The following is a 12,948-nucleotide window of genomic DNA, read 5'->3' as shown; positions in this document are numbered from 1 at the left end:
CTGCGACTGGTTAATCGAAAGACGATATGACCCCTCCACGTATGCTCGTTCTCGCGGCCAGCCTTGCGCTGGCCATCATCCCGGCAGTGCATGCCGCGCCAGCCGCCCAGGCGGCTTCACAGGTGACGACGATGAATCCTCTTCTCAACGCCAGCGCGCTGCCGCTGCATTACCCGCGGTTCGACCAGATCCGCAACGAGCATTTCCTGCCCGCGTTCCAGGCCGGCATGACCGAGCAGCTGAAGGAGATCGACCGCATCGCCAGCAGCAAGGCGGCGCCCACCTTCGAGAACACGATCGTGGCGATGGAAAAGAGCGGCCAGCTGCTGCACCGCGTGCACAGCATCTTCTCGAACCTGGTCGGCGCGAACACGAACGACACGCTGGACGCGGTCGACCGCGAGATGTCGCCGAAGCTGGCCGCGCACAGCGATGCGATCCACCTGAACCCGCAGTTGTTCAAGCGTGTCGACACGCTGTACGCGCAGCGCGGCAAGCTGGGGCTGGACGCGGAATCGACATACCTGATCGAGCGCTATCACGAAGACTTCGTGCTGGCCGGCGCAAAACTGTCGGCGCAGGACAAGGAAAAGCTGAAACGCCTGAACGGCGAGATCGCCACCCTGCAGACCACCTTCACGCAGAACGTGCTGAAGGAGATCAACGCGTCCGCGCTGGTGGTCGATACGCGCGAGGAGCTGGCCGGCATGCCGGAAGCGGCGATCAATGCCGCCGCCACCGCGGCCAACGAAAAGGGCTTGAAAGGCAAGTACCTGGTCGCGTTGCAGAACACCACCGGCCAGCCGCCGCTCGCTGAACTGACGAATCCGCAGGTGCGTGCGCGGCTGATGGCCGCATCGCTGGCGCGCGGCAGCCGCGGCGGCGAGTTCGACAACCGCGAAGTGGTGAAAAAGCTGGCACGCCTGCGCGCCGAACAGGCCCGCCTGCTGGGCTACGAGAACTTCGCCGCCTATTCGCTGGCCAACCAGACGGCAAAGAACACGGCCAACGTCAACAAGCTGCTGGCCGAGCTGGCGAAACCGGCCGTCGACAATGCGCGCCGCGAAGGTAACGACCTGGCGGCGATTGCCGGTGCCCCCATCACCGCTGCCGACTGGGATTTCTATACCGATAAGGTGCGCGCCCAGCGCTTTGCGTTCGACGAAAAGCAGCTCAAGCCCTACTTCGAGCTGAACAACGTACTGGTGAACGGCGTGTTCTTCGCCGCCACCAAGCTGTATGGCATCACCTTCAAAGAACGCAAGGACCTGCCGGTGTACGACCCGGACGTGCGCGTGTTCGACGTACTCGATGCCGACGGCAAGCCGCTGGCGATCTTCCTGGCCGACCTGTATGCGCGCCCCAACAAGCAGGGTGGCGCGTGGATGAACGAATACGTGTCGCAATCGTCGCTGCTGGGCGAGAAGCCGGTGGTGGGCAACCACCAGAGCATTCCCAAGCCGCCGGCCGGCGAACCGACGCTGCTGACGTTCGATGAAGTCACGACCATGTTCCACGAATTCGGCCATGCGCTGCACGGCATGTTCTCGAATGTGAAGTACCCGCGCTTCTCGGGCACCAGCGTGCCGCGCGATTTCGTCGAGTACCCGTCGCAGGTCAACGAGATGTGGGCCGTGTGGCCGGAAGTGCTGGCCAACTATGCAAAGCACTACCAGACCGGCGCGCCGATGCCGAAGGAACTGCTGGACAAGATCACCGCGTCGCGCAAGTTCAACAAGGGCTTCGCCACCACCGAGTACCTGGCCGCCTCGCTGCTGGACCAGAAATGGCACCAGCTGCAGCCGGACCAGGTGCCGGACGACGTGCTGGCCTTCGAGGCCGCCGCGCTGAAGGAAGCCGGCGTCGACTACGCGCTGGTACCGCCGCGCTACCGCACCACGTATTTCTCGCACAGCTTCTCCGGCGGCTATTCGGCCGGTTACTACGCCTACCTATGGGCGGAAAAGCTCGATGCCGAAAGCGTATTGTGGTTCAAGGAAAACGGCGGCCTGCTGCGCAAGAATGGCGACTGGTTCCGCAAGACGCTGCTGTCGCGCGGCGGCACCGCCGATGCGATGGAACTGTTCCGCAACTTCCGCGGCCGTGATGCCGCCATCGAACCGCTGCTGGAACGCCGCGGCCTGAATGTCCAGCCAACCAAGGAATAATGTTGAAATACCCGAAACTGATGATTCTCGTCGCTAGCCTGGCCTTCGCCGGCCTGGCGCAGGCCGCGCTGCCGGCCGCCAATCCCTTCGCCGCACCCAGCTCGCTGCCGCTGCAATATCCGCCGTTCGACCGGATCGGCGACGCCGATTTCGCGCCGGCATTCGACGAAGGCATGAAGGCGCAGGCCGCCGAGATCGAAAAGATCGCCAGCAACAAGGCCGCGCCCACGTTCGAGAACACGATCGTGGCGATGGAACGTACCGGCCGTCTGCTGAGCCGCGTGTCGACCGTGTTCTTCAGCCTGAACGGCGCCAACACCAACGACACGCTGCAGGCGCTTGACCGGGTGCTGGCGCCGAAGCTGTCCGCGCACAGCGATGCGATGCTGCTCAATGAAAAGCTGTACGCCCGCATCAAGACCCTGTACGACAAGCGCGACAAGCTGAAGCTGGATCCCGAATCGAAATACCTGCTCGAGCGCTATCACACCGACTATGTGCGCGCCGGCGCGAAACTGTCGGCGGCGGACAAGGAAAAGCTGAAGGCCTACAACGCGAAGCTGGCCGGATTGCAGACGGCGTTCGCGCAGAACGTGCTGAAGGAAATGAACGCTTCCGCGCTGGTGGTCGACACGAAGGAAGAGCTGGACGGCATGTCGGACGCGGCGATCGCCAAGGCCGCCAACGACGCCAAGGCGCGCGGCCTGGAAGGCAAGTTCGCGATCCCGGTCGTCAACACCACTGGCCAGGCGCCGCTGTCGGTGCTGAAGAACCGTGCCACGCGCGAGCGCCTGCTGGCCGCCTCGATGGCGCGCGGCAGCCGTGGCGGTGAATTCGACAATCGCGAACTGGTGCTGCAACTGGCGAAACTGCGTGCCGAACGGGCTGCGCTGCTGGGCTATGCCAGCCATGCGGCGTATCACCTGGAAGACCAGACCGCCAAGGACACCACGGCCGTGAACCAGCTGCTGGCCGAATTCGCCCAGCCGGCGGTGCGCAACGCGCGCCGCGAAGCGGCCGATATCCAGAAGGTCATCGATGCAGAGAAAGGCGGTTTCCAGCTGGCCGCGCACGACTGGCAGTTCTACGCGGACAAGGTCAGCAAGGAGCGCTACGCCTTCGACCAGAACGAACTGAAACCGTATTTCGAATTGAACAGCGTGCTGGAAAACGGCGTGTTCTTTGCGGCGAACAAGGTGTTCGGCCTGACGTTCAAGGAGCGCAAGGACCTGCCGGTGTACCAGGCGGACGTGCGCGTGTGGGACGTATTCGATGCCGACGGCAAGCAGCTGGCCATCTTCATTGGCGACTTTTATGCGCGCGGCAACAAGCGTGGCGGCGCCTGGATGAATGCCTATGTCGGCCAGAACAAGCTGCTCGGCACGCAGCCGGTGGTGGCCAACCACCTGAACATCCCGAAACCGGCGAACGGCGAGCCCACGCTGCTGACGTACGACGAAGTACGCACCGCCTTCCATGAATTCGGCCATGCGCTGCACGGCATGTTCTCGAACGTGAAGTATCCGCGCTTCTCCGGCACCCGTGTGCCGCGCGACTTCGTCGAATTCCCGTCGCAGGTCAACGAGATGTGGGCCACCTGGCCGGACATCCTGAACAACTACGCGAAGCACTACCAGACCGGCGCGCCGATGCCGAAGGAACTGCTGGACAAGGTGCTGGCAGCGCAGAAGTTCAACGAAGGCCACCGCACCACCGAGTACCTGGCCGCCGCGATCCTCGACCAGAAGTGGCACCAGCTGTCCGCCACCCAGGTCCCGACGGACGTGCTGGCATTCGAGGCCCAGGCACTGAAGGACGCCGGCGTCGACTTCGCACCGGTGCCGCCGCGCTACCGCACCACCTACTTCTCGCACGTCTTCGCCGGTGGCTACTCGGCGGGCTATTACGGCTACCTGTGGGCCGAGAAGCTCGATGCCGAAAGCGTGTTGTGGTTCAAGGAAAACGGCGGCCTGTCGCGCAAGAACGGCGACTGGTTCCGCCAGAAGCTGCTGTCGAAGGGCGGCACGATGGATGCGATGCAGATGTTCCGCGAATTCCGCGGGCGCGACGCGAAAGTCGAGCCGCTGCTGGAACGGCGCGGCTTGACCGACTGATCCGCCCCTCCCGCAAAACCGCGCCACCCGGCGCGGTTTTTTTTTCGCCCTACACTGCCGCGCTGGTCGCAAAACAACACCGGGGGAACACCGGGGACGGTCCCCGATTTTTTACAACACCACCACGCCATGCGCGTTATTGCTGAGCTGGTCGCAATGCAACACCAGGGACAGTCCCCGATTTTTTACAACACCTGCCGTCAGCCGGCGACGATCTTCCGGTTCGCGGCTCCCGGCAGCATGCGCAGCACCTTGCCGACCGTTGCGGAGTACGTTTGCGACCGGATCGTGTCCACGTAGCGGTATTCGGCACGGGTTTCGGTTGGCGTGACCGTCAGCACCACGAAGCCGCGCGAGCCCGTTTCGGCGTATTGCAGCGGGCCGATCAGTTGTTCCAGGCCGGCCGCCACGGTACGCGCGGGGAAGGTGGGGAAGTAGCTCTCGAAGCCGGGCGAGGTGACCGACGGCACGCCGAATTCCACGCCGACCGCCTGGCCGTTGATGTCCGCCAGGTCGCTGGCCCACGCATTGTGCGTGTCGCCGGCCAGCACGACCAGGTTCTTGTTCAGCGTGCGCGCCATGCTCAGCACGGTCTCGCGCGCGGCCGCGTAGCCATCCCACGCGTCGAGGTTGTACGGCACCGGCGTGGCGGCCAGCTGCTGCCGCTCGGCTTCGGTCAGCGCCACGCCGGCCTGCACCTTGGCGGCGATGGCGAAGTACGCCGCGTAGCCCACCGTGCCCAGCACCATCGGCGCCGGCAGCAGCATGCGCGCCATCAGCACCTGCTGGCCCAGGATCTGCCACGTGGCGGTGGATTTCGACATCTGCCCCTGCAGCCACGCGGTCTGCTCGGCACCCATCAGCTGGCGTGCCGGGTTCGTCAGGTCCGCCGTGAACGCGGCGGCGTTGAAGCTGCGGTCGGCGCCCACGTAGCCGGCGTAGGCCAGCTGCTTGTCGCGGCCGATCACGCGCGTATCGAGCATGTGCAGCGACAGCAGGTTGCCGAAGTCGAACGAGCGGTAGATGCGGTCCGGCCGCGCCGCATCGGGCTGGCGGATCGGCATCCATTCGTGGTAAGCCTGGATCGCCATCTGGCGGCGCGCCGCCCACAGGCCCTCGGTGGCCGGGTCGTGGTTCTCGGCACCCTCGCGCCAGGTGTCGTTGGTCAGCTCGTGGTCGTCCCACACGGTGATGAACGGCATGCGCGCATGCACGGCCTGCAGGTCGGGATCGGTGCGGTATTGCTGGTAGCGGCGGCGATAATCGGTGAGCGTGATGATCTCGGTGGCCGGCTGCGACACGCGGCCCATCGCGGCGGCGTCCTGCGACGCGTAGCCGCCGGCGGCGTATTCGTAGATGTAGTCGCCCAGGTGCAGGCCGACGTCGATATCGTCGAACTTCGCCGCGTCGCCGTATACGTTGAAGTAGCCGGCAGGGTAGTTCGAGCAGCTGAACACCGCGAAGCGTGCCTGCGTGACGGTGCCGGTCGGCAGCGTCTTCGTACGGCCCACGGGCGAATCCACACCCTGGCAGCGGAAGCGGTAGTAATAGCGGCGGTTGGCCGCCAGGCCCGTGGCATCCACCTTCACCGTGAAGTCGCGTGCCGCGCCGGTGCGCGTCGACCCGGACGCCACGATCTTCGCGAAATCGCTGTCTTCCGCCACGCTCCAGCCCACGTCGACATCGTCCGCGCCGGCAGGTGCCGAGATGCGCGTCCACAGGATCACGCGGTCGGCCAGCGGATCGCCGCTGGCGACGCCGTGGGCGTAGGCGATGTTCTCGTACGAGGTATCGTCGTCGCCGCCGCAGGCGGCAAGCGGAATGGCGGACAGGGCGACGGAGAAATTGCGGATGAACTTGCGACGTGCGTTCGATTGGGTCATGGATGGGCCATTGCCGAAAGTGAAAGACGGCGCATCTTAAGCAGCCGAAGTTACCCATTGATGACATCGGCAACGGCATGCATTGCTCAGCCGTGAGCAGCGTGGCCGCAAGCGGCCGATTCGGTGTATAAGTGGCGTTATCGTTACTCAGGAAGGAACGCCATGGACAACAACCTGAAGGCATCGCTGCGCGAAGTACATGCCGCGCTGGCAAGCGGGGCACCGGTGGACGAGGAACTGCAGGACCTGCTGCGCCAGCTCGACGGCGACATCGAGCGCGTACTGGAACAGCGCGCGGAGGACGGCGCGGTCAGCGAGGAAGGCACGACGACTTACGGCCTGGCCGAGCGCACGCAGGAAATCTCGGCAAAGTTCGCGGCAAAGCACCCGGCGCTGGAGCCAACGCTGCGCGAACTGGGCCGCATCCTGGGCAATATGGGAATCTGAAGAAGAACTGCGGCGCGACCCCGCGGAGCACTTGCGGGGAAAGTGCCTGTAATTACCGGTAATCACCGTAATTGCAGGGAAATGCAGGAAACTGCCGGGAACCGCAGGGGCATTTCGGCGAACTGCGGAGATCTACCGAAAAATTGCCGAAGAACCGGAACACTACCCGGTTCACACCGCCCGCATTGCGGGAGGCAGGAACCGGGCCGGTGGCAGCGCACCCGGTAAAACTAGGGAAACGCCACCATGGGCGGTTCTTCGCCGCCGAAATTGAAGTCTGGGTGCCGCTCGGCGATCATCGCCTCGACTTCGCGCACGCGCCGCACGGGCACATCCACGATCATCAGCACCCGCCCCTGCTGCACGCGGTCCGCGAACTGTTCCAGCTTCTTGTTCGGGATCGCGCTGCCGTTCATGCCGGAAGCCCAGGCGCCGAACAGCGCGCCGCCGAGGGCCAGCAGCAGGATCGTTGCCGTACGCATCGTCAGCCCTTCCGGCGGCATCAGCACGAGGAGGAAGCCGGCCACGAAGCCGACGATGCCGCCGATCAGCATGCCCAGCTGCGCACCGTGGACCAGATCGGTTTTCATCATGAAACTGCAGCCGGGCATATCGTCCGGCAGGGTGCCCTCGCGGGCCAGGAAGCGGATGTGCCGCTCCTCGATGCGCGCCAGCAGGAGTTCATCCAGCATGGCGCGCGCCGACGGGATGTCGGGCAGCACGTAGTAGAGTCGGCGTCGCATGTTTTTCTCCTCGCTCCAGCATTGGCTTATTGATTCGCTTATTGATTCGTTATAGGCCGCCGCCCACGCATTGCAATGGCGCCCCGGATACTTTTCCGGTCTTTCCGCTATCTGCAACACAAGTTATTGAATAATAAAAGCTTTTTCGCCGACAAATAACACCGCGATGCGCGCCGCGGCACGCTTTTTGGTACAATCCTGCCTTATGAACGCCCCCCAGAACCTCTTCGCGACCGTCCCCAAGCGGTCTGCCCGCGCTCCCGTCGCGCCTTTCCTGCCCATGACCCGCGCCGAAATGGACAAGCTGGGCTGGGACGAGTGCGATGTCATCCTCGTTACGGGCGACGCCTATATCGACCATCCCAGCTTCGGCATGGCGCTGGTCGGCCGCCTGCTGGAAGCGCAGGGGTTCCGCGTCGGCATCATCAGCCAGCCGGACTGGCAGTCGGCCGATGCCTTCCGCGCGCTGGGCAAGCCGCGGCTGTATTTCGGCATCACGGCCGGCAACATGGATTCGATGGTGAACCGCTATACGTCGGACCGCAAGATCCGTTCGGACGACGCGTACACCCCGAATGGCGAGCCGAACAAGCGCCCGGACCGCGCGGTGAGCGTGTATGCGCACCGCGCCCGCGAAGCGTTCCCGGGTACGCCGGTGATCATCGGCAGCATCGAGGCCTCGCTGCGCCGCATCGCCCACTACGACTACTGGTCGGACAAGGTACGCAAGTCGGTGCTGATCGATTCCAAGGCCGACCTGCTGATCTTCGGTAACGCCGAGCGCGCGCTGGTGGACCTGACCCACCGCATGGCGAAGGGCGAAGACATCAAGGCCATCAAGGACCTGCGCGGTACCGCTTTCCTGGTGCCGCAGGGCTGGCTGCCGTCGGAAGAGTGGGGCGTGCACAACTCGACCCGCGTGGACGTGCCGGGCCGCATCGATGCGCATCCCGATCCGTATGCGATGGCCAAGGAAGACAAGGAAGCCTGCGCCACCGAGAACGCCGCGCCCGAGCCGACGGTCAAGCCGATCCGCATCATGACGCGCGAGGAACGGCTGGCGATGGCGAAGGAAAAGCACAACCGCACCGTGGTGCGGCTGCCGTCGTACGACACCGTCAGCACCGACCCGGTCATGTATGCGCACGCCTCGCGCGTGTTCCACCTGGAATCGAACCCGGGCAATGCGCGCGCGATGGTGCAGCAGCATGGCGACCGCGACGTGTGGATCAACCCGCCGCCGCTGCCGCTGGCGATGGACGAGATGGATGGCGTGTACGACATGAACTACGCGCGCGCGCCGCACCCGGCGTATGGCAATGCGCGCATCCCTGCCTGGGAAATGATCCGCTTCTCGGTGAACATCATGCGTGGCTGCTTCGGCGGCTGCACGTTCTGCTCGATCACGGAACACGAAGGCCGCATCATCCAGAGCCGCTCGGAACCGTCGATCCTGCGCGAAATCGAGCACATCCGCGACAAGACCAAGGGTTTCACGGGAACCATCTCCGACCTGGGCGGCCCCACGGCGAACATGTACCGGCTGGCCTGCAAGGAAAAGACCATCGAGGAATCGTGCCGCCGCCTGTCGTGCGTGTACCCGTCGATCTGCTCCAACCTGGGCACCGATCACAGCAAGCTGATCCAGCTTTACCGCAAGGCGCGGGCGATTCCCGGCGTGAAGAAGATCCTGATCGGTTCCGGCCTGCGCTACGACCTCGCCGTGCGCTCGCCCGAGTATGTGAAGGAACTGGTCACGCACCACGTGGGCGGCCTGCTGAAGATCGCGCCGGAGCACACCGAATCGAACGTGCTGTCGAAGATGATGAAGCCGGGCATCGGCGCCTATGACGAGTTCAAGGCGATGTTCGAGAAATTCTCGCTCGAGGCCGGCAAGAAGCAGTACCTGATCCCGTACTTCATCGCTGCCCACCCGGGCACGTCGGACGAAGACATGCTGAACCTGGCGCTGTGGCTGAAGAAAAACAACTTCCGGCTCGACCAGGTGCAGACCTTCATGCCGACGCCGATGGCGATGGCGACCACGATGTACCACAGCCGCAAGAACCCGCTGAAGAAAGTGACCGACACGTCGGAAGCGGTGGAAACGCCGCGTACGGCCAAGGTGCGCAAGGCACACAAGGCATTCCTGCGCTACTACGATCCGGCCAACTGGCCGATCCTGCGCGAGACGCTGAAGGCGATGGGCCGTGGCGACCTGATCGGCAACGGCGAGAAGCACCTGATCCCGGCGTGGACGCCGGGCGAGGAAAACATGACGGCGGCCCCGGAAGGCAAGCGTGCGATGCCGACGCTGGCGCCGGGCGCACAGCGCGGTGCGCGGCCGGGGCAGCCCGCCGGTGGCCGTACGCCTGCGCCGCGCGGCGGCCGCCCGAATGCGCTGACCGGTTCGATGACGGCGCGTGAAACGGTGGAGACCAAGGCACGGCCGTCGATCCTCGACACCATCAAGGTCAAGCCGAAGGCGCAGAAGCCGGCAACGAATTCCGCCACCAAGGGCCGCCGCTAGGAACGGCGCCGGCAGGCATCTCGCCGGGCGGGTGGTTGTTCCGATAAGTAGTTGTCGGCTCGACCACCTGGCCGGCCGGATTGCGGCCCGGAAGCCACACACGGGCGTTGACGGCCCCGCTCAGCCGTGATGCCGGCGCTGCCGGAGGTACAATCGGTAACGCATCACGGCAACGGCCAGGGGCCGTCCTTCGAACGTTCCGGCGCCTTCCGTGCTTCCCGAATCCATCTTCCTTCTTCCGGTGCGCCGTGTCTTTGCCTACCTGCCGCTGGTGCTGGGGATCGTTGCATTTCCCTTGCATGCCGAGGACCGGGTGGTGCTCCAGCTGAAGCATACCCATCAGTTCCAGTTCGCCGGCTATTACGCGGCAGTGGAAAAAGGGTACTACCGCGATGCGGGGCTGGACGTGCAGATCGCCGAAGGCGTCGATGGCGAGGCGCCGCTGCGCGAAGTGCTGGCGGGCCGGGCGCAGTACGGCACCGGCAGCAGTTCGCTGCTGCTGGCGCGCCTGTCCGGCAAGCCCGTCGTCGTGCTGGGCGTGATCTTCCAGCATTCGCCGTACGCGCTGGCGGTGCGGCAGCACGGCGAAACGCCGGACCTGCGCCGGCTGGCCGGCAAGCGCGTGATGCTGGGGCCGCTTTCGGCAACGTTGAACCACGCCGACGAACTGTCGGCCTACCTGAAGCGGGAAGGCGTGTCGCTGCAGGCCTTGCACCGTATCGAGCATTCCTATGATCCCGTTGACCTGATCAACGGCCGGGTCGAGGCGATGTCGATCCACACCACCAACGAACCCGATTACTTCGACCGTGCCGGCTTCGCGTACGACATCCACAGCCCGCGCGCCGCCGGTGTGGATTTCTACGGCGACAATCTGTTTACCAGCGAGCAGGAACTCGGTACGCACCCGGAAAGGGTGAAGGCATTCCGTGCGGCCTCGCTGCGCGGCTGGCAATACGCGATGAGCCACCAGGAGGAGATTGCCGACCTGATCCTGGCAAAGTATTCGCGCCGGCACGACCGCCAGCACCTGCTGTACGAAGCGCGCCAGATGGTGCCCCTGGTCCAGCCCGTGCTCGTGGAAACCGGCTACATGAACCCCGAGCGCTGGCAGCACATCGCCGATGTGTATACCGGCCTGGGGCTGCTGCCGAAAGGCGTGACGTTCGACGGTTTCCTGTATAACGCCGAGCCGGGCACCGATCTGGCATGGCTGTACCGCATCGGCGGCGGCGCCGCGCTGCTGCTGTTGCTGGGTGCGGCGATCCACTTCGCACTGCTGGCGCGCGAACGGCGCCGCTCCGCCGATGCGATCCGCGCGGGGGAGGAGCGCTTTCGCACGATGTTCGAAGCCTCGCCGATCGGCATCGCGCTGATCGACGGCGTCAGCGGCGCGTTCTCCGACGTCAATCCCCGCTACCGCGAAATCGCCGGCCGCTCCGAAGACGCCTTCGCCTCGCACAGCTGGCTCGATTTCGTGCACCCGGAAGACGTGGCCGACTGGACGCTGCGGATGGGGCGCCTGGCGGCGGGCGACGTGCAGGAATTCCGCACCACGCTGCGGCTGGTCCGCACCGACGGGACGACCGTGTGGGTGGAAGCTTCCGTGGTGCCGCTGCAGGCCGGACCGCACCTGAAGCTGTGCATGATCGAGGATGTCACGGACCAGAAGAAATCGGAGGCGCTGATCTGGCAGCAGGCCAACTTCGACCCGCTGACGCAGTTGCCGAACCGCCGCATGTTCCTCGACCGGCTGCAGCATGACGTGGTCAAGAGCCGGCGCGACGGTACCCGGATCGCGATCCTGTTCATCGACCTCGACCACTTCAAGGAAGTCAACGACACGCTGGGCCACCACCAGGGCGACGTGCTGCTGGTCGACGCGGCGCGCCGCATCGCCGGCTGCGTACGCCAGGCGGACACGGTGGCGCGCCTGGGCGGCGACGAGTTCACGGTGATCCTGACCGAACTGCAACTGACCGACCGGGTGGATGCCATCGCCCAGGACATCATCGACAGCCTGCTGGCGCCATTCCAGCTGGGCCAGGAACAGGCCTTCATTTCCGCCAGCATCGGCATCACGCTGTACCCGGACGACGCCGCCAGCGTGGGCGACCTGCTCAAGCATGCCGACCAGGCCATGTACGCGGCCAAGGGCGCCGGCCGCAACCGCTTCAGCTATTTCACGCCGGCGCTGCAGGTGGCGGCACTGAACCGCATGCGCCTGACCAACGACCTACGCAGTGCGATCAAGGGGGACCAGCTGAAGCTGTACTTCCAGCCGATCGTGCACCTCGCGACGGGCCGCATCCGCAAGGCCGAGGCACTGCTGCGCTGGCAGCATCCGCAGCGGGGTCTCGTCAGCCCGCTCGAGTTCATTCCACTGGCGGAGAGCTCCGGCCTGATCGTCGACATCGGGCAATGGGTCTTCAACGAATCGATCCGCTGGGTGCAGCGCTGGCGCCGCGACGTCCATCCGGATTTCCAGGTCAGCCTGAACCAGTCGCCGGTCGAATTCCAGCGCGAGGGCGGCAGCTACGAGGTATGGCTGCGCGCGCTGCGCCAGGCCGGCGTGTCGGGGCAGGCCATCGTGGTCGAGATCACCGAGGGCCTGCTGCTCGACGCCAGCACGATGGTCACCGACAAGCTGCTGCAATTGCGCGACGGCGGCATCCAGGTGGCGCTGGACGATTTCGGCACCGGCTATTCGTCGCTGTCCTACCTGAACAAGTTCGACATCGACTACCTGAAGATCGACCGCAGCTTCGTGCGCAACCTGGCGCCGGATTCAGGCGACATGGCGCTCTCGGAGGCGATCATCGTGATGGCGCACAAGCTGGGCCTGCACGTCATCGCGGAAGGGGTGGAAACGCCCCGGCAGCGCGACCTGCTGGCCGCCGCCGGCTGCGATTACGGCCAGGGCTACCTGTTCGACAAGCCGTTGCCGGCCGAGGAATTCGACGCGCTGCTGACGGCCGCGCAGGTCAACCGGGCCTGATCCGCGGGCCGATCGATCACCCGGCCGTGGCCGGCTTGGTGTTCTTCCAACATTCATCTTTTTGC

Annotated in this window: 7 protein-coding genes; 5 read left to right on the top strand and 2 right to left on the bottom strand. The window is 65.1% G+C overall.

Going from position 1 to position 12,948, the window contains the following annotated elements; genetic code table 11:
* The first annotated feature begins 26 nt into the window (after positions 1–26).
* Together ACY34H_RS20760 and ACY34H_RS20755 are read left to right on the top strand one after the other, a co-directional pair.
* Entirely contained in the window at positions 27–2,168 is a 2,142-nt protein-coding gene (locus ACY34H_RS20760; RefSeq protein ID WP_464979358.1) for a M3 family metallopeptidase, read from the top strand.
* A 20-nt stretch (positions 2,169–2,188) separates the two neighbouring features.
* Complete coding sequence (locus ACY34H_RS20755) at positions 2,189–4,282, top strand: M3 family metallopeptidase (protein ID WP_464979357.1); 2,094 nt, start codon at positions 2,189–2,191, stop codon at positions 4,280–4,282.
* Positions 4,283–4,482: 200 nt separating this feature from the next.
* Here the strand turns inward: ACY34H_RS20755 and ACY34H_RS20750 are convergent, their stop codons facing one another.
* Positions 4,483–6,165: an alkaline phosphatase D family protein gene (locus ACY34H_RS20750; protein ID WP_464979356.1), complete on the bottom strand. Its 1,683-nt coding sequence runs from the start codon at positions 6,163–6,165 to the stop codon at positions 4,483–4,485.
* A 162-nt stretch (positions 6,166–6,327) separates the two neighbouring features.
* Between ACY34H_RS20750 and ACY34H_RS20745 the strand changes: the two genes are divergently transcribed.
* Positions 6,328–6,612 (top strand): DUF4404 family protein, encoded by a 285-nt coding sequence (locus ACY34H_RS20745; protein ID WP_464979355.1) that lies wholly within the window; start codon positions 6,328–6,330, stop codon positions 6,610–6,612.
* Positions 6,613–6,842: 230 nt separating this feature from the next.
* On the opposite strand, the gene ACY34H_RS20740 is transcribed toward ACY34H_RS20745, so the two are convergent.
* The gene (locus ACY34H_RS20740) at positions 6,843–7,355 is read right to left on the bottom strand and encodes a DUF1269 domain-containing protein (RefSeq protein ID WP_464979354.1); all 513 of its coding nucleotides are present in this window, start codon (positions 7,353–7,355) and stop codon (positions 6,843–6,845) included.
* Between the two features lie 280 nt (positions 7,356–7,635).
* On the opposite strand from ACY34H_RS20740, the gene ACY34H_RS20735 reads away from it, so the two are divergent.
* Positions 7,636–9,885, top strand: a complete 2,250-nt coding sequence (locus ACY34H_RS20735) for a YgiQ family radical SAM protein (RefSeq protein WP_464979353.1) — start codon at positions 7,636–7,638, stop codon at positions 9,883–9,885.
* Between the two features lie 211 nt (positions 9,886–10,096).
* Positions 10,097–12,883: an EAL domain-containing protein gene (locus ACY34H_RS20730; protein ID WP_464979352.1), complete on the top strand. Its 2,787-nt coding sequence runs from the start codon at positions 10,097–10,099 to the stop codon at positions 12,881–12,883.
* Positions 12,884–12,948 lie beyond the last annotated feature (65 nt).

Source organism: Pseudoduganella sp. jia 9, from assembly GCF_055502615.1.
Note: the sequence above shows the minus strand (reverse complement) of the source record. Positions and strands in the feature narration are given on the sequence as shown.